Genomic DNA, 19555 nt, shown 5'->3' with positions numbered 1-19555 from the left:
CGAGACTTGTTTTATTTTCAAGAATGGCAAATTCAACGGATAAGAATAGTTAAAAGGGCTGATGGATATTATTGCCAGTTAATGCTAAAACTCGATGCTAGAGATATAACCCCACAATTAGAATCGACGGGTCATTGCCTAGGATTAGATATGGGGTTAAAATATCTTTATGCCGATAGCGACAACAATACAGTAGAACCTCCTAAATATTATCGAAAAGCAGAGAAGCGTCTTAATAAACTAAATAGGAGAAAATCTAAAAAGTTTAGAAGAGGGCAACAGCAGTCTAATAACTACAAAAAGGCTAGACAAAAGTACGCTAAGGGACATTTAAAAGTAAGTAGGCAGCGAGAAGAGTTTGCTAAAAGATTGGCACTCCGCTTAATTCAGTCAAACGACTTGATAGCTTATGAAGATTTAAAAGTCAAGAACCTTGTGCGTAATCGAAAACTAGCTAAGAGTATTAATGATGCGGGCTGGTCACAATTAAGAAAATGGATTGAGTATTTTGGCATTAAATACGGCAGATTGACTATTGCTGTTAATCCCGCCTATACTAGCCAAGAATGCTTTAATTGTGGCAAGTTAATTAAAAAGTCTCTATCGGTTAGAACCCATGTTTGTTTGTGTGGGTATGTGGAAGATAGAGACAAAATGGCAGCATTAAATGTACTCAAAAAAGCTACGATAGGGCATATCGGAAGTTGGTCATCAGACCTAAACGCTTGGGGAGATTTAAGCTCTATTTTGGTTGGTAGCAATACCTGTCAAGACAACTTGAGTCAGTGAACCAAGAATCCCTCGCTTTTAGCGACGGGAGTGTCAATATAGTTATGTCGAGTTTACTCACGCCGCATAAACATACAATGATACGTGCACTTGATGCTATGTTGTTTGGAGATACGGTAGAGGCCCATAATTACAAATAGAGCCCCGCGCGTTGCAAGACTAATTGTATAGCCAGACAACGCGCGTGAGCGGAGTGTTAAATTATTGAGATATAAATATGGCTAAGAATGAAATCTCAGAGCAACTTAAGCTTGCTCGAAAGCTAGATACTGAGCTTAGAGCAAAGTGCCCTAATTATATGGGAGGCCTTGGCTCCACTAGTTCTATCGAGCCTACTACTTTTATACCCAGTGGTATATTCTCATTGGACTATGTATTAGGAGGTGGGTGGCCCGCAGGTAAGATAGTAGAGATTGCAGGTGAGACTAGTGTAGGTAAGACTACACTTATGAAACAGTGCGTTAGTCTATTACAGGCTAGGGGATACATGGCAGCGTGGTTAGATCACGAGAAGTCATTCGAGGTTGGTTATGCTCAGATGATGGGTATGAAGATGGACCAGATAGCCATGTTCCGCCCCGATACAGGAGAGGAGGGTATGGATAGTCTTATTACTCTATTAGACAGTGGTCTAGTCAAGATAGTCGTTATTGATTCAGTAGCGAATATGATAGGGGCTGTTGAGATGGAGAAGGGCTCTGCTGATGCTACTGTTGCTCAATTGGCCCGCCTGCTTAGTAAGAAACTACCCCAAGTAGTCAATGCCGCTAATAAGACTGGTGCTATCGTAGTGTTGATTAATCAGTATCGCACTAAGGTAGGTAGTTATGGGGCCCCCGTCGGCTCCACTGGTGGTAAGGCCCTGGCCTATAATGCTGCTATACAACTGCGGCTAGGACGAGGAGACCCCCTTAAGCAGCGGGGCGTTATAACTGGCATGACTATTACAGTCAAGAACACTAAGAATAGAGTAGCTATCCCCTTTCGTGAGGCAGAGCTAGATTTACTATTACCCTATACAGGCCCCAATGGGGACTTGCTGGCGGGCGTGGATCTAGTGGGCGACACTGTACGTCAGGCCGTTAAGACTGGTATAGTTACTCGTAGTGGGGCCTTCTATACCCTACCTGATGGTACTAAGTTCCAGGGCCTAGCAGCAGTTCGTGCTGGTATTAACCAGAGTATGCTAGATTCTATTTACAGTCAGTTGTCAGAGTACCAAGACAACGCAGCAGGTGATGACACCGAAGAAACAATTAACGACGAGCATGTATGACAAACAAGACAACACAACCTCAGTATAAGGTGACACCACCGAATAAGGCACAATTAGCGAATATGACGCTATTAGAGTTGACAAGTAGTATAGCTAGTCTCAAGCAGGCTCTGCAGGTTATCAGTGAGTATATGAGTAAGCATCTTAAGGATGCGGGCTATACGCCCCAGCAATCTAGGAATGACATTTTCTATAGTGCCCCGCGTCATACTGATGGGCATAGTGATATTAATTATACTCCTACTGGTGCTCCAGCTCTATTTGATGGACGACTAGCTATCGTAGATAGCACACTAGAGGACGAGTTCCGTAGAGAGGTAGATCTGTCTACTGAGGAGTTTGCAGAAGAGCAAGAACGGCTCGATCTATTAAATAGCATAAGAAGTAGCCAGCAATAATAATATGCAAATCAACGTTATACACACAGATGGTACTCGTACCCCCTATGATGCCAATCGCGCTATCGAGGTAATTAACTGGGCCTGCGAGGGCCTAGAGGTAGATCCCGATAAGTTATCTCGGCGACTTAGTCGTCGCTTCAACGATGATACCACTACAGAAGCGATACAGAATGGTCTGATTAGATCAGCAGCTGAATTAGCCGATTTGCATTACCCTGATTGGCTGAAGGTCAGTGGTCGTCTTCGTATGTGGGATTGGCGACGTAAGGTTAAGGCTCGCCGCGGCTATCTCTATGGTAATTATCCAGTGGCCTTCGAGTACCTGAGGTCTGAGGGCCTCTATGAAGGAGACCTAATAAATAAGTTCTTAGACACGTATAGTGCTGATGACATTGCTGAAGCCGGCACCTGGATAGACCCAGAGCGCGATATGCGCTTTGATATAAGCGGCGCTGATCTACTCACAGCGCGTTATCTACTAGAGGGCGAGCTATTACAGGAGATGTGGTTAACACAAGCACTACTCCTCAGTATGTTGGAGCCCGCCCACGAGCGCATGACCTTTGCTCATAAGGCCTATGACCTACTCAGCCTCGGTAAGATCAGCCTGGCCACTCCTCTTATGAGTAATTTGCGTCAGGCAGATGGTAGCCTCAGTAGTTGTCATATCATCGATATCGATGATAGTCGCGAGAGTATCTTCGATAATATCTCTCAGCTAGCAGCGATGAGTGCTAATGGCGGTGGGGTGGGCGTACGCATTAGTAAGGTGCGGGCCCGCGGTAGTCGTATTCGTAAGAAGAAGGGCGCCAGTGGTGGTGTATGCCCTTGGATTAAGATTATCAATGCTACCATCGTCGCTACTAATCAACGTGGTGTACGCGCAGGGGCCTGTACCGTAGGTATAGACGTATGGCATGCTGATCTTCTTGAGTACATGGATCTGCGGGGTGATGCTGGTAGTGAGCATACGAAGGCTCGTGATATCCTGCTGCAATTCATTATCTCTGATGAGTTCATGCGTCGTGTAATTCTAGATAAGGACTGGTACCTAGTGTGCCCTACTGAGATCAAGAATGTATTTGGATATCAATTAGCCAATATGTACGGCGATGAATTTACCAATGCCTATCACGCCATCGAAACATATATCAACTCCTCCGCTCCTCCGCTCGAGGTAGTTAAAAAGGTCAGCGCTAAGGCTATATGGAAGAAGATGCTGATGCTCCTACTTGAGACAGGTACTCCTTATGTGGCCTTTAAAGACCGCATTAATGCGCTTAATCCTAATAAACATGAGGGTATCATCGGTGGAGTAAATCTATGCGTAGCCCCTGAGACACTTCTTATGACTGACCGGGGCCACCTACCTATCGCTACCCTAGCGGGGCAGGTAGTCAACGCTTGGAACGGTACTGAGTGGAGTGAGGTAACGGTACGCCAGACAGGGGAGAATCAGCCCCTTCTACAAGTCCACTTCAGTAATGGAGAGACGCTCGACTGTACCTACTACCATAAGTTTCACGTACAGCGTCGTAATGGGAGGATAGATATTGTCGAGGCCCGCGATCTCGATATAGGTGATAAGCTCATTAATTTCGATTTGCCAGTTCTATCCTCTGATAGCGATGTAGACCTCCTTACATCAAAACTAGGTGACGGTAAGGAAGAATTACTATCTTACATTGGAGGTGGCAGTACTCTTCGTAGTCCTAGGGTAGTAGTATACGATTACGTGAAGCAGGCCTGTCAGAAGCCTTCATTATATTGGCCTGATGAGTTAACTGTTCCCATTAATGGTTATACTGTTCAGTCTCGATTAGAGTGGTTGGCTAGGCTGCTTGATTCTGATGGTACTTATAATAGCTTCCAAACCTTCAGAATAACGCATACCAGTAAGCCCTTCCTATTACAAGTGCGGCTCATGCTACAGACGCTTGGAGTAGACTCTAAGGTTTTCCCCCGGTATAAGGTAGGGCTTCGGGCGTATCGTCAGGAGAAGTTCCACCTATTAATTGATAGGTATGGAGTATATCAGTTATCCCAACTAGGCCTACGAACTAATCGCCTTCAGTGGATGGCTATTAAACCTAAGTATGACTCTACTAGTGACATCACTATCAAGGAGGTAGAGCTCACTGGTCGTCGCGATAATACGTATTGCGCTCACGAACCTAAGCGTAACCTGCTCATGTTCAATGGCGTTATTACAGGCAATTGCGTCGAGTCATATAGTTTATTCAATAGCAGCTACTCACATTGCTGTATGCTTCTGTCGTTAGTATTACCTCGTATTGCTGACGATGAGATGGCTGATGTTAGCCGTATGGCTGTTCGCTTATTAGATGCCGCGTGTGATCTTACTACTAGCCCTACTTATGAGGCCCGCGCTCATGTGAAACGCTACCGTACCATAGGCGTAGGTGTCATGGGGCTGGCTGACTGGTTAGCTATTAGACACCTTAAGTATCAGGACCTCGATGTCATAGAAAAACTATTCGAAGACATCTGCTTCTATACTACTCAGGCTAGTGTAGAACTAGCAGAGGAGCGCGGGGCCTATCCTGCATTCCCTGGTAGTGAGTGGAGTAAGGGTCTTATCCTGGGCGGTCGTGATAAGGAGTGGGTGAGAGATAATAGCACCAACCCCGAGAGATGGTATGCCCTCATGGAGCGTTTAGTCGTATCGGGTATTCGTAATTCTCACATTCTGGCTACTGCTCCTAACTCCAGCACCTCGTTGGTACAGGGCACCACGGCCTCCTTCTTACCTGTCTTCTCTCGTCTTACCATTGATAAGAATGGGGCGGGTATTAATACCATTGTCCCACTCTATATCAAAGAGGCATTTCACTTTTATCAGGAGAGCCGCCATACTCATCCCAGTGTCGTAGTCTCTGCTGCAGCAGTTATTCAGAAATGGATAGATACTGGTCTTAGCACTGAGTTGTTATTCAATTTCAATGAACACGCCTATGGCCTCGACTCCGTAATCACTGCTAAGGATCTAAATGATGTCTATCTGCAGGCATGGCGTGAGGGCCTCAAGACAGTATATTACGTGCGGAGTATCTGGCAGGATAAGGTAACTGAGAAGAGTGAGTGCCATTCCTGCGCTAGTTAAACTAGGAGAAGAATCGATGGATACAAAGGATACAAAGGATACAAATTCATTAACACTTGGACAGCAACTACAGCTACGCGTCATGTCAGATGCTATTGATAAGATGACGTTAGAGCAGGCTCAGGATATGCTCAAGGATATGGTGAAGCAAGCAATGGTTAGAGATAATCTATACGCGGCTATCATCAAGAAGAATTGGGGTCTAGAGCCAACGACCCCGCCTAATCACTAACACCTACCTGGGGGCCCCGCCCCCTTTTTTATTTGGAGATATATGGATAATCAACTCGTACGTAACGTCTTTAATATGGTCGCCGGTAAGGTAGTCACTACTGATGTCGCTATCGGCCTACTCGGTGCAGAGGGTAATTGTTATGTCACTACTCTCATTAACTCAGTAGCAGCCGGGAATAAGACACCTGAACTAGCTACTACAGCCTTCTATGACAGACTAGAGCGTAAGACTCTACTAGATATTGTACATAGTACCCGTCGTAATGTGCCCCTTCAGTTAGCTCTATTGCGTGATATTCTACTAACTATCGAGTTACCAGAGCCCCCCCAATTCGAGTTTGATATCCTCAGTCAAGATGACTTTCAGGCTCTCCGTACCCTAGTTTATAAGGCCCTCCCTCGTACAGTAGGTGACCCGGATGGGCAGAAGGCCTATGCTAAGTTTACTAAGTTAATGGGCCTTGCTACTACTGAGGTACTCGAGTTACCTGATTATGACGACGAGGAGGAGCCCGATGATGAGCTTCAAGAACTAGCCGCTGAGTTCAAGAAGGAGTTGGGCTTAATCACGAATGTAGAACCTAAAGCACCCCAAGACTAATGCACGCTTATATTGATGAGATACGCGCCCTCCGCCCTCTCGGCAATACAATAGAGCTGGCTATAATTAAGCATCGCCAGGTGATAGTACAACGCGGACTGTTCGCAGTCGGTAGTCTATGTATTTATGTGGCCCCTGGCTCTATTCTACGGAATGGGCTAGGGCCCTATAAACCCGGCTATAGAGTTAAGATACGTAGTTACAATGGCTATACTAGTCAGGGGTTAATATTACAGACCCCTCCTAATTTCACTAATTATCAACTAGGAGACGATGTCAGTCAGGAACTAGCTATTGATTATCTTACTACGACTCTGCCTGCTATTATACCTGCCCCGCGCCTTACCGAGTGCAGTAATTATAGTGAAGCGCGGGCCCTGGGTATGTATAGTTGGTATGAGTTACCCCTCGGTCAAGACTGCGCTCTATACGTCATAGATGGTGTATTTGGTTCTGGCCCCGTAAGTGTTGATTATGACACCACGACTATATCAGCGTGTATGCGTGCATGGGGTGGAGATCTGGTAGTATGGGGTAGATACAGTGGTATACTCTTAATATATGATCTATATTTTATAGATCAGCAGCGTTATGCCACTCTAGAAGAGATAGAAGATTTCCTACTAGAAGTACCCCTCCAGAGTTTATTAATTGAGAGACATGCCTCGTTACCTCTAACTGCTGATACTCTTCGTATACTGTGCTCTACTGCCAATACTACCGTACCTAGCAGTCACGTATTGTTGAAAGCAGAGGGGCCCGAGCCATATCAATTTGTGGTTAAGCCACGTTAAATTAATGCAAGTACATCTCCCCCCTATCTTTAATCCCAATGGTGACGATAGCCCCCAGAAGCGTAGACTATTTGGTGGGAACCCCACTAACATCATTAATCTAAAGGATGTCAAATACAAATGGGCCAGCCATCTCTTTACAGAGATGAGGGCCAATATATGGATTCCTCAAGCCACTGATCTCACGCCTGATATTAATAACTATGTCACGATGCCACCTAATATGAGGCGGGCCTTCGATGGTATGTTATCCTATCTCACTTTCTTGGATAGTCTACAGACCTGCGTGTTACCGCTACTTATGCCTGTTATTACTGCACCTGAGGTTAGAATATGTATGGGCGAGCAGTTATCACAGGAACAGGTACACTCTCAGTCATACGCATATATTATCGAGACTGTAATCCCCACGGATAAGCGAGGTTATATCTACGAGTTATGGCGGGAGGATCCTGTGTTATTGAGGCGCTGTGAGTATATCCAGAGTCTCTATGATAAGTATATTCATGATATGACTATGGAGAATTATACTATTAGTATAATTGCTGATTTTTTACTAGAGGGTATATACTTCTTTCCTGGCTTCCGCTTATTCTACGCTATAGCTAATGAGCGTTATATGTCCGCTACAGCTGATATCATTAAGCTCATCGAGCGTGATGAACAGACCCACCTTAAATTAATCGCTAATATAATTCGTACCGGCCTAGCTGAGGGTACACTCATGTGGGATACCGATGAGATTATGGATCTATTCCGTAAGGCCGCCGAGTATGAGATTGAATGGGGCCTCCATATTGGCCTTGGTGTGCATGGTATTAGTGCTACTACTATCGAACAATATGCTAAGTATCTATGTAATATTAGAGCTCGCGCAATAGGCTTACCTACTGTATTCGAGGGGCGAGAGTATAGCCGCAATCCCTATGCCCACCTCGATAGATTCGCCGCTACTACTGGTGAAGACTCTATCACTCGAGATAACTTCTTTGAGAGTGGTGTTGTGTACCGTAACCCCGCTAAGGTAGTAGACGGTTGGGATTCTATCTAAACACGAAAAAAGACGGGAGCTTGGTAGCCCCGTCGTTTCAACACGGGGCGGAAAAGCGACGCGAGCGGATTTATCCGCCGTCCTAATATCTGTCATGATGTGGGTCATTAATATAAGCCATTACTTTTGCTGTACTAACTTTACCAGAAGTGTCATAAAAATAGCTTTTTGTCCAAAGAGAGGGTAGTTTTGTTAATCTTGGAAATTCTTCTCTTACCATTCTTGAACTTCTTCCTTTAAAAGCCTTGACCACTTCAGATATAGCTGTTTTCTCATCATATTCTACTAACAAGTGAACATGATCTGGGGCTATCTCTTTAGCCTTAATAATCCAACCTTTATCAGATGCAACCGATTCCAGGATTGTTGCTAATCTTAGTTTAATGTCGCCCCTGAGCATCGGCTTACGACGTTTGGGAATCCAAACTAAGTGAATAGTTGCAAGCCCTACCGAATAGTTGTTGTGTCTATATCCAAACGAATCTTTTCTCATATATACTGGTTGATAGCTTGACAGGAGACAACCAATAGGTTAACATGAATATTATTCCGTTAGCAGGAGCAAATTAAATTGTTTGGATGCCAGCAGGTTTTAATTAAAGCAGACAAAGAGACAAGAGCAATTATTGAATATCTATGTCGTGAGTCGAATAGTTTATACAATTGTTCTGTTTATTATGCTCGTCAAATTTGGTTTAAGACGGGTAAGATTGTTACTGGATTTGATCTGACAAAAGAAATGAAGTTTAATCCTCACTTTAAGGCTGGATATGCTTCGTCAATGCAGCAAACTTGCTTAAATGTTGGTGAATCCTTTAAATCTTTTAAGAAACTTTTAAAAAAGTCTATTAAAGGAGAGTTAAATCAAAAGCCTAATGTCCCGAAGTATCGTAAAAGCGGAGGATTGTTTACGGTTACTTATCCTAAAAAATGGTTAAAGTTAATCGAGGGCAAAATAAGGTTCCCTCTTGGAGAGCAAGTTAGAGCGTGGTTTGGATTAACAGAATTTTTTCTGCCTTTTCCTGTTAATTTAAAATGGGAATTAATTAAAGAAGTCAGAATAGTTCCCAGAAATACTTGTCTTTATGCAGAATTTGTTTATCAACAAATACATTGTGAACTCAAAGAGGGGCGAAGCCTACCGACGCATCTTGACTCAACCAAGGTACTAGGGATAGATCACGGATTAAATAATTGGTTAACTTGTGTTTCTAATCTCGAAACCAGCTTTATTATTGATGGAAAACATCTTAAATCGGTTAACCAATGGTACAACAAACAAATAGCGACATTGAAAAAAGGAAAACCTCAAGGATTTTGGTCAAGAACTTTAGCTCATGTCACCGAAAAACGTAATCAACAAATGAGAGATGCCGTTAATAAAGCAGCCAGAATAGTAATCAATCATTGTCTTATTCATGGTATTGGTACTATTGTTTTTGGCTGGAATCAAGGTCAGAAAAACGAGTCAAATATGGGGGCGAAAAATAATCAAAATTTTGTACAAATTCCCACAGCTAAACTTAAGGACAGAATTGTTCAACTTTGCGAACAATACGGCATTAAGTTTGTTGAGACGGAAGAAAGTTATACCTCAAAAGCTTCTTTTTTGGACAATGATGAGCTACCTAAATATGGTGAAAAACCCGACGGGTGGCAGTCTTCAGGAAAACGAATTAAGCGCGGTTTATATCGTACTGCTGATAATTGGTTAGTCAATGCCGATTGTAACGGCGGCGCCAATATTCTAAGAAAAGTAAAGACAATGCTTAAATTAGATTTGAGCAGAGTTACTAGAGGCATCTTGACAATGCCCATCAGAATTAGATTTTGGTCTAATTCTGTGCTAGAATCTGCGTCGCTTTAGCGCGCAGAGTGTCAAAACAGTTAATTAACTACACCGCCCCTCCGTTGGAGGGGCTTTATTGTATGGAATTATGTAAGGATCTAGACACTGTTAACACTAATGTGAGTCTAGTTAATTATCAGCTCCCTACCGATGAGGTAGGTGTGCGTCTCCTAATGGAGGTATTGACCTCCCGCATGTATACTAATAAGCTAACGGCTGTCATACGTGAGATATTCACTAATGCTGTCGATGCTAATGTCGAGGCGGGGCGCCCTAATCATCCCGTTGACATTACATTACCAGCTATAATTTCCCTAGAGCCGCAGTCTAACCAGCTCATCATTCGTGATTACGGCATCGGTATTAGTCCTGAACGTGCGCTAGGTTTCTTTACATTTATGACTAGCACTAAGCGAGGTGATAATATTCAGTGCGGCGGATACGGCCTGGGTAGTAAGAGCCCCTATGCTATCGCTAGCCAATTTACAGTCACAACTATCCATAATGGTATAGAGTATATCTATGCCTGTTCTCTTAATAATGGCATGCCTACTGCTGCCCTATTAAATAGTCGGCCCTCCAATGACAGTAGTGGCACGCGTGTGGCCATTCCTATCCTAGAACAACATAACCGTCGTCAGTGTTATAATGAGGTTATGAATATAGTAATGTGGTCCCGCGCCGTTACTAATATCTATAATCCTGAGGATACGGGAGGGGAGACTACTCGTCGCCTATTGGATTATCGTAATGATTATGACTACGAATATGGTGCGCCCGGCCCCTTTATTAGTAAGGCCTTTTGTAAACGTAGATACACACTGCTGTGCTTTACTATCGGCGGTATACCTTACACTATTTCAGATAGTAAGGTATTTGATACTATTACTGCCTATCTAAAAGAACAGGGGTACTCCATAAATCTCTACAATATAGATCCTAATTGGGAGCAGACATACAATGTTGTTGATTCTATCATTATTCCAGTACCCATAGGTTATCTGGAGCTGCCCCCACAACGCGAGACCCTCGCGTGGTCAGAGTCTAATATTAAGAAGCTGAAGGAGTTATCTCTTAATGCTATCAAAGGTCTAGTTGACAGAAGACAAACAGAGATAGAGGCGTGCGATTCGTTAACCAAAGCAACTGATGTCATAAACAAGTGGCATCTGGGTGATAAGTACTTTACATGGAGAGGTACACGCTACTGTAATGTTAAAATTAACGTTATGGATGAACCAGCAGGGCCAGTTGATAATACTATACTACCTATTAACTTTATAGTAAAGAGTAGTAGAAATCTGCGGTTAATAGGCTGTTCTGAAGACATGAACGAGGGGAAATGGTATAATACGTATCGTGTGCTTCGTAATATACGCCGTTATAATTCGCGAGTGCCAGGAAGCCTAAATGCTAATACTTGTGTTGTCTGTAAAACAGATAATGTTATAGAAAGTATGGCGTATAGCATTACTTTGGAAGACATACAAAGGGTAGCAGTAGTTGTAACTCGCGGGCACTATAATGCTAGAAGTATTCGCGCTACTACTGGTATACTAAATTATACACCTATCTTATGGATAGACGTAACTGAGTGTGAGGATTGGGCTGATATATTATCTAATACAGACTTAGAAGAGCGGGCCCACACCACGTGGCCCTATATACGATTCTTCCAGAGTGTAACAGGCCTAATTAAACCTATTAAACCTTTAAAGCTGAGAAAGCAGGAGCAAGAGCAGGAGCAAGAGAGACAGAAGGTCGATTCTTTACGAGTAAGCGACCTGCGCGGTATTCGCATAGTTAATAAATCGTATATCTCCCGTTATGCTAAGGATATATACAATCACTTGTCTGTAGTTGACTATCGTGATCTACCGACTAAGGCGGTGTACTGTGTTAGTCATACACATTGTGGTGTATATACTTACTGGAATTATGCTGATGATAGTAGTAATCTATATTATCTGACACCTAGACAGGCTGAGATTATTGCTGTTCATTATCCCGAGTGGCGCGATATAGACACGTGGGCTAGGGATAAACACAATGAACTAGCTGCAAAATATGGGGCTGATAACCTATATCTATCGCGCACTACTGCTTGGCCACTATCTGATATCCAGACATTTATAAGAACCTATCCCTATCCTGAACACTTCAATAAGAATGTCCGGGCTCTAATAGATGATGGCTACTGGATGTTTATGCAGCATTTAATAGACAATGGTCTAATAGCTGCAGATGGTGATGCAATAAAAAGACTTTATGAATCTGCTGGCAGTAATAGATGTATAGTATGGCTTAAATACCTACTAGGTGATTATTATGATGCCTGTGCATTTCTAGAGTACACTAAAAGCCAAGTAGTAGATACTATAATGCCCTTAATTAGTGCTTACTACAAGGTGCAGAGCAATAGCTTGGGAGGGCCTAGTCCGTTGGACCAAGTTGTTGCCTAACTCAATATAAACTAAGTGGAGATTCCTAATGTTTAAATATGTACAGTTGAGTGATAGTCTATCCTTTTTCGATGGGGATAGCGTTATTACTGTCGACAAACCCACCTATCCTACACTCTTTAATCAGTTATCTGATGCACTAGCGCGCAATACTGACTTTGAATTTGATAGCCACCCACTACAAAGCGCTACTGACTATAGTGTTACGTGGCGAAATAACGCGTATTACTACAAGAATATGCGTCTAACACCAAGTATGAGTCAACGCCTTAGTCAGCTCATTGACCAGGGGTACGACTATACCCCTATCCTTAATTTTCTGACTAAGTTGCAATCAGTCGACCAGAAGATTACTGCAGATCTACAACATCTAGTGACTAGTAAAGAGGTAGCCCTTACCTACGACGGTAACATCGTGCTTTATAAGCGCGCGTCCTGGAATAATAATGGCCAGTGGCATAGTGTAGTGACGCCTGGTACTGTGGTTACACAGAATGACGAACCTCTGCGTCTAGGCAGTCTGGACTGGATTATTTCGCTGTGCCCAGATCAGGGTGTTATGTCCGATGTGGAAGTACAGCCTCAGCACGTACTGTCGATTGACTACGGTATAGTGAAGGTGTCAGAATATCGCTTCCTCAGTTATGTCGAAGAGGGATACCGTGAAGTGGATAAGATCCACTTAGTTCATACTCTAACTAACTCGCTGGGCAATGAAATCCTGGTACGCCTACCCTACACAGAGGATAACTTACAGCACTACCTGATGCAAATGATTCACAATCGCGTGTCCGTTGCAGAACCTGTAGTGCGTGAGTTCCAGAGCGTAGGCGTGAGTTGTTAAGCCTACACTTAGGGGTCTGCTGCATGACTTGATAGTGGTTGTCTTGAAACCATTATCATGCGAAGAAACAACGCAGGCCCCGTCTTCCGTACGCATACTCTCATTCGCCCAGCTACAGAAAACCAGCGCGCATTTGTTAAGAACATCAAGCGCAATACAATAACCATAGCCGATGGGGTGCCAGGATGCGGTAAGACGCTACTTGCACTTCATACTGCTATTGCTATGATTAATGCGCCTGAGAATGGGCTAGAGAGAATTATATACGTACGTCCTAATGTTGGTGTTAAGGATGAGCGTGATGTCGGTTATCTCAAGGGCTCTCTACTAGAGAAGATATGGCCCCTCGCAGCGCCTGTGCTGGATAATCTAATAACCTTCATGAGTGAAGGGGATGCTAAGGCCGCTATTGAGAATGAGCATATTATTCCTACAGTAGTTAGCCTCATTCGGGGCCGCTCCTTTCGGAACTCTCTAATCATAGTAGATGAGGCCCAGAACATATCTATCAATGGGCTCAAGGCAGTATTAACTCGTGTTGCTGAGAACAGTAAGGTAGTAGTAATAGGTGATTTGGGACAGGCTGATTTAGGAGAGCTTAACGCACCTAATGGTCTAGCTGATGCACTACATAGATTTGTGGGCCTTGATGATGTAGCTATAACACGCTTCGAACCAGAGGATATTCAACGTCATGCCATTATCCAACACGTCCTATCGCGTTATTAACTATGCCTCGCATTTCTGATACTACTCTTGCATTCTACCTAGCATTAATTTGTGCTTCATGCGCTTTATTTCTTGCTGTTTTTAGTACTTATCGTCCTATTAGTCCAGAGCAGACACAGAGTATCGAAATGGCAATGAACATATTTCGTGATCTCGCCACAGCCTCCATGGGAGCCTTCGGTATGGGTAAATATCGAGATAGTTCACACTAGATATAATCCTTATTCTTACTTATTACCTGACCTGTCTAAACAGGTCTTTTTTATGAAAACATTCGTTACCGCAGACCGTTATCTCCCTACTAAGAATAATAGTCGGGATGGTGGGTATGATCTTAAGGCCCGCGTCACAGAAGAGTATAAGTTCGTAGCTGAGAGTCTCCTGAAGAACCTATCATTACAGAAAGTATTGTTAGAGTCTGAGTGTAATCTATTCGTTAATGGGAGTCTCGTAGAGCATGACCATATAAAAGATACACTAGAGACATGCATACTCGATGAGAAGGGCTTCTACGTCCTGCTGCCAGGTCAATCTGTCCCTGTCCATACAGGCTTCTATGTAACCTCGTCTGGTTTACCTGAAGAAACTCAAGATAAGTTAGTGGAGATGGGTATAGGTCGCCTAGTGCGTATTGGTCGTATCCAGCCCCGCTCAGGATTAGCTAAGCATGGTATTAGTGTAGCTAATACGCCGGGCCTCGATGATATGGAGACATACGTAGGGGAGATCCTAGTGCTACTAGAGAATAGAGGTTACGATGTGCACCTATTCGGTGATGGGGCCCGTATTGCCCAATTCACATTCGAACTGGTAGCTGATATGGGGGACTTATCTAATTATCTCGTACGAGATGAAGTTGACTTAGGTGCTACTGCGCGGGGCCCTCGCGGCTTCGGCTCGAGTGGTGTATGAGAGTTAATACTGATCTAATTGACCTAGAGTATATCACTACTCGAGAGGAGCTAGATGCACTACTATTAGAACTAGAGGGCCGCCCTCTACTCGCTATGGACTATGAAACCTATGCAGATGTAGAGACGTGGGGCCCCCAAGCTAGTGCACTGGATCCCCATACGTTAGTAGCCCGCCTGCTACAAATTAACTGGCCTGGTAATGCAATACCGTATGTGATTGATCTCCGCGCCCTAGACTGGCCCACTGAGATACGGGACATATGGCTTGATAGTAGTGTCAGGAAGGTCTGTTTCAACGCACGCTTCGAAGCCCTAGTAACGCAAGCTACGTGGGGCGTATGGCCTGATAATATATACTGCGCTATGGTGCTATTTCAGCAGATAGGCGCTGCTACTGGATTCAAGGCGGGCCGTACTAGAGGCTATTCTTATGGTAGTCTAGTACGTGATATACTAGATACTCCTTTGAATAAGGAACTCGCTAGTAGTGACTGGTCAGGCGAGTTAACACCCGCTCAATTACAGTACGCCGCTCTAGATGTAGGGGCCCCTCGTAATTCTAATTACACTAGCCTCCTGCTAGAGGCCTATGCTCTACTACGCAATGAGTTACTCTATACCTATGAGATGCCCCAAGTAGAAGATATAGACCAGGCCGCCTTTATGGAGATAGCGCGCATGGAATGGAATGGATTGCCCATTAACATGAATGTCATGCGTAGCTTTCTGAGTACAGCTCAATCAGAACTAGATAGTTATAAGCTGCGTATGAGTGCTCACTTTGACTTCAGTGTAGATCAGGTAGTCGATTGGAACTCAGGGGCCCCTCAGGTGACTCTAGTAGTACCTGATAAGATAACGGCCCTATTGAACAACCCCACTGCCCTAGTGAGTCGTATCCAGAAGCTCCTACCCGTTGAGCTAGATAATCTGCAGCAGAAGACACTAGAAACAGTGCTGCGAGAACTAGATAGCGAGGATGACGAGGATAGCGCTACTAGTGAGGAGGGTATACGCGACCTGGGTATTCAGGTTATATCAGATCTACTGCGATATAAGAAGCTGACTAAGATGGTTAGTACTAACTGGGCGGCCCTGATTAACCCGCGCACAGGTAATGTCCACGCCCGTTACCAGACCATCGGCACCAGTACAGGTCGTATGAGTAGTTCTAGTAGCGGAGATACTAATAAATTCAATGCACAACAAATTAGTAATGTTGAGCTGATGGTAGATATAGAGGAGGATAGTTTGTTTGAAGACAATTAGTAATAAACGATTACGCGGTATACTAGCCAACCGTTATCCCTCTGAGAAGGATACGGCATTATTATATGATGTTAATACTGGTAGGGTTAGAGTAATAGACCTCAGTCAATATAGGCATGACGAAAATAAAGATGAATAGTCGCTTTGCTCTGCAGGCTCCACCAGGCTATGCATGGGTAAGCGTAGACTTCTCGAGTCAAGAATTAAGATTGGCGGGGGCCTTCAGTAAGGATTCTGCTATTACAGAGATTTACGTACTCGAAGATGAGTATCATAGAGGTATACGTCCCCTCCCTCTATCGCCTGAGGGTCTAGCCTATACTGACCCCAAGATAGATCAGCACCTAGTCGCTAGTACGTTCCTGAATAAGGATATAGAGCGACGCATGGTAAACGAGCCCTGGACTGTGAGTGCAGATGATCCTGTCATCTCACCCTGGCGGAAGAAGGGTAAGATTATGAACTTCAAGGTGATATATGGCGGTAGCGCTAGTAGTTTAGCAGCAGACCTCAATTGTGATGACAAGGAGGCAGGTCGTCTACTCAAGCAATACTTCACAGGTTTCCATGGCCTCTATACATGGATTGAGATTACGGGGAGCCTATGTTCCCGTACTCGATGGGTTCGTAGCGCTATGGGCCGCTTCATCAATGTCAATGAGGATAATGCTAAGGGTATAGCTGGTAAGAGTACTACGCGGCGAAAGGCAGTTAATTCTGTTATCCAGAGCTCAGGTAGTGAGATGCTGAAGATCTCACTACCGCGAGTAAGACAGGCCATAGAGACTATAGATGCAGGAGAACGGCGGGCTAGTATTATCAACGCTACTCACGATGAAATTAATCTACTAGTGCCGGGCTATGTGGCATGGCAAGTAGATAACTCTCGAGTAGTACCTATCTTGGATCAGGACTACTATACTGGTCCGCAGCTCGATGAGTTTATGTTAGCACAACGTTATGCCGCTGCTGCATTACATCAGATGGAAAGCGCAGGTAACTATATACTTAAGGATGTGCTAAACTCCGATATACCATGTCGGGCTAAGCCAAATATACACCGCTATTGGTCACATTAATGGATAAAATATTACGATTACTGGGGCTATATAACCCCATGAAAGCCATCGAGGCTTCATTAAGTAACTTCCCACTAACAGACGATTTTGCCCAGCAGGTAGCCATTAATGATAGGAGTTATCTGGATATCGTAGGTGATACCGGTATCGGTGAGTTTCGTTACGAATGGGTACAGTTTAACCCAATGAGTCATGTGGATATGTTGGTTATGTCTGACCATATGGCCCTAGTGCTGGACTTTGGTTATCTCTATGCTTATATAAAACATGACCCAAATGATGTAGCTATAGTGTTAGAGTACAGGGCCGCCTTTAACTACGCTACGTTAAATAAGGAGAAGATGGATAAGTTCCTAAGTCGAGTGTGGCGGGCTGTGCATGTACTCAATAGCTATACTGAAAGCTACGCAAAGGATAAGAGAAGAGAGGCTATAGAAGCTCTAATCAATCAGGGCATTACCCTCGACGGTGATAATATGGATATCATGGACTTCTCTTCATTCAATATAGATCCTGATGACGACGGTAATGACAGTATCGGTATCCCAAATTAATGTACCTCAGTACGTAGTCGCATTAAAGGCAGTAGTGTCCTGTCTAGATAAAGACAGCCCGCGAGCTGACGCATCTTGTGTGCGTATGACTATAAGTAAAGGACAAATGCAACTGAGTGGTAATCACCTGGGCTCTCATAGCCTAGTACTCAAACTACCAGTGCAGGCAGATGATGCAGATATCCTAGTACCTGGCGGGCCCCTCCTTAATCTAACTTGTCGTATGGGTACACCTACCTCGCTTGTTATTGATATAGAAGAGGATAAGATAGTCTATAAACTAGGTGCGTATGGTACTAACTCTACTCCTATCTATAGTGGCTCCCCTGCTACTCCTGTGGTACTAGAGAGTGAGGGCATACTAGAGAGTAATCTGATAGTCGGGGCTATGCGTCTCATAACTGACTATAAGAGTAAGGAGAATCACATACGTCTGGATATCACACCTGATGGCTGTTCTCTTACCCGTCGTGTAGCAGCTAGTGCTTATGTACAGGTATCGTGGGCTGATAACCCAATTGCTCGTTGGTCTGCTAACCTGACCTCCCGTCAGCTTCAGTTAGTATCTTATCTAGAGAGTCCCCTCACCTTATCAGTAGGCCGCGCTCCTCGTCGACTAATATTAGATAGCGCGCGGGGCTCCCTCACTATACTCACCGGTAAGGAAGCAGATAAGATACCCCACTTCGATAGAGCACCTGATGCTGAGTTCCGTGCATCAACTACAATCGATACTCGATTACTACTAGGCGCTATCAATTGGCAGAGTACAGGAGCCAGTGTGGGTCAGGCTATACAACTGCACTTCACTAATAATAATCTATTAGTGCAGGGTGCAGGGGAGCCCGCCTCTATACCGTGCACTGTTACTGGTGAGGCCTCTATTAATCTGCGGGCCTGTGATCTTACAACAGTCCTACGAGGAGAGGGGCCTATCCAACTTACTGTTAGAGCCTTTATAATAGGAGATAAGGCTATATCTATACTTCTCCTAGAGAAGGAGGTTAATAGCTTATCTACTAGAGCTCTACTCACTGAGAATGTTACCGTAGTAAGGTAACAGCCCGGGTTTCTAGTCAACCCGGTTTAATAAAAACTAGGTTAATGTCAATATCCCCAGTCTGTGGGGTCAATAAGTTCTCGGAGTTATAATCAATGTCTACTATTCCTACTTTCAGTAAATTCGCTCGTCAAGGTGACGTACTTATCAGACGTATTTCAGAAGACAGCATCGACTTATCGAAAGCTACTCGTATTGATAATACTGTCTTAGCATACGGTGAAGTCACTGGCCATAAACATCAGGTTGTTCCTATTGAAACAGATACTAACAATGCAATCATTGGTGAACATAAGGCTGCTGAACTCTTCCGTATTGATGACAGTGGTACTCTGTACCTCCGCGTAAATGCTAGTACGGCCCGTCTTCAGCACGAAGAACACGGTCCCATTATCTTTAAGCGGGGGCTCTACGAGATCGGTATTCAGCAAGAGTATACTCCTTCTGGTTTTCGCTCTGTAGCTGACTAGTATTAATTTCTGCAACCTCTACCGTGGCCAGCCTAGTGCTGGCCTTCTATTGTTT

Annotated in this window: 17 protein-coding genes; 16 read left to right on the top strand and 1 reads right to left on the bottom strand. The window is 44.1% G+C overall.

What is annotated here, in order from left to right; all coding sequences use genetic code 11:
* From IM507_RS01735 to IM507_RS01705, 7 genes are all read left to right on the top strand, one after another.
* Positions 1-789 (top strand): RNA-guided endonuclease InsQ/TnpB family protein (locus tag IM507_RS01735; protein WP_287636438.1); only part of this gene is annotated, 789 nt, incomplete at its 5' end.
* Between the two features lie 217 nt (positions 790-1006).
* The gene (locus IM507_RS01730) at positions 1007-2065 is read left to right on the top strand and encodes a RecA family protein (RefSeq protein ID WP_287636437.1); all 1059 of its coding nucleotides are present in this window, start codon (positions 1007-1009) and stop codon (positions 2063-2065) included.
* Positions 2062-2463 carry a hypothetical protein gene (locus IM507_RS01725; RefSeq protein ID WP_287636436.1) on the top strand — a complete coding sequence of 134 codons (402 nt, stop codon included), beginning with the start codon at positions 2062-2064 and terminating at the stop codon, positions 2461-2463. The genes IM507_RS01730 and IM507_RS01725 overlap by 4 nt, the downstream gene beginning before the upstream one ends.
* Before the next feature lie 4 nt (positions 2464-2467).
* On the top strand, positions 2468-5590 hold the full coding sequence (locus IM507_RS01720; protein WP_287636434.1) for a ribonucleotide reductase N-terminal alpha domain-containing protein: 3123 nt from the start codon (positions 2468-2470) through the stop codon (positions 5588-5590).
* Between the two features lie 16 nt (positions 5591-5606).
* On the top strand, positions 5607-5822 hold the full coding sequence (locus IM507_RS01715; protein WP_287636433.1) for an NblA/ycf18 family protein: 216 nt from the start codon (positions 5607-5609) through the stop codon (positions 5820-5822).
* A 42-nt stretch (positions 5823-5864) separates the two neighbouring features.
* Positions 5865-6425, top strand: coding sequence for a hypothetical protein (locus IM507_RS01710; protein WP_287636432.1), 561 nt, complete (start codon positions 5865-5867; stop codon positions 6423-6425).
* A 798-nt stretch (positions 6426-7223) separates the two neighbouring features.
* Positions 7224-8270, top strand: a complete 1047-nt coding sequence (locus tag IM507_RS01705; RefSeq protein WP_287636431.1) for a ribonucleotide-diphosphate reductase subunit beta — start codon at positions 7224-7226, stop codon at positions 8268-8270.
* 82 nt (positions 8271-8352) lie between these two features.
* Here the strand turns inward: IM507_RS01705 and tnpA are convergent, their stop codons facing one another.
* The gene (gene tnpA / locus IM507_RS01700; RefSeq protein ID WP_287636430.1) at positions 8353-8763 is read right to left on the bottom strand and encodes an IS200/IS605 family transposase; all 411 of its coding nucleotides are present in this window, start codon (positions 8761-8763) and stop codon (positions 8353-8355) included.
* A 78-nt stretch (positions 8764-8841) separates the two neighbouring features.
* Here tnpA and IM507_RS01695 point away from each other — a divergent pair, with 78 nt between their 5' ends.
* The 9 genes from IM507_RS01695 to IM507_RS01655 all read left to right on the top strand — a co-directional run bounded on the left by IM507_RS01695 (position 8842) and on the right by IM507_RS01655 (position 19500).
* Positions 8842-10137, top strand: coding sequence for an RNA-guided endonuclease InsQ/TnpB family protein (locus IM507_RS01695; RefSeq protein ID WP_287636429.1), 1296 nt, complete (start codon positions 8842-8844; stop codon positions 10135-10137).
* Positions 10138-10313: 176 nt separating this feature from the next.
* Positions 10314-12581, top strand: coding sequence for an ATP-binding protein (locus tag IM507_RS01690; protein ID WP_287636428.1), 2268 nt, complete (start codon positions 10314-10316; stop codon positions 12579-12581).
* Between the two features lie 28 nt (positions 12582-12609).
* On the top strand, positions 12610-13425 hold the full coding sequence (locus tag IM507_RS01685; protein WP_287636427.1) for a hypothetical protein: 816 nt from the start codon (positions 12610-12612) through the stop codon (positions 13423-13425).
* 57 nt (positions 13426-13482) lie between these two features.
* Entirely contained in the window at positions 13483-14154 is a 672-nt protein-coding gene (locus tag IM507_RS01680; protein WP_287636425.1) for a PhoH family protein, read from the top strand.
* Between the two features lie 264 nt (positions 14155-14418).
* A complete protein-coding gene (locus IM507_RS01675; RefSeq protein WP_287636423.1) occupies positions 14419-15066 on the top strand; it encodes a dUTP diphosphatase in 648 nt (215 codons plus the stop codon).
* A complete protein-coding gene (locus tag IM507_RS01670; RefSeq protein ID WP_287636422.1) occupies positions 15063-16337 on the top strand; it encodes a hypothetical protein in 1275 nt (424 codons plus the stop codon). The genes IM507_RS01675 and IM507_RS01670 overlap by 4 nt, the downstream gene beginning before the upstream one ends.
* Before the next feature lie 116 nt (positions 16338-16453).
* The gene (locus IM507_RS01665; protein ID WP_353847873.1) at positions 16454-17416 is read left to right on the top strand and encodes a DNA polymerase; all 963 of its coding nucleotides are present in this window, start codon (positions 16454-16456) and stop codon (positions 17414-17416) included.
* Between the two features lie 38 nt (positions 17417-17454).
* Positions 17455-17970, top strand: coding sequence for a hypothetical protein (locus tag IM507_RS01660; RefSeq protein WP_287636420.1), 516 nt, complete (start codon positions 17455-17457; stop codon positions 17968-17970).
* A gap of 1155 nt (positions 17971-19125) precedes the next feature.
* Complete coding sequence (locus IM507_RS01655) at positions 19126-19500, top strand: hypothetical protein (protein ID WP_287636419.1); 375 nt, start codon at positions 19126-19128, stop codon at positions 19498-19500.
* The last annotated feature ends 55 nt before the right edge of the window (positions 19501-19555 follow it).

Source organism: Microcystis sp. M20BS1, assembly GCF_020245305.1.
GTDB classification, from domain to species: domain Bacteria; phylum Cyanobacteriota; class Cyanobacteriia; order Cyanobacteriales; family Microcystaceae; genus Microcystis; species Microcystis ichthyoblabe_A.
The sequence above is the reverse complement of the archived record's forward strand: the minus strand, read 5'-3'. Positions and strand labels throughout refer to the sequence as shown.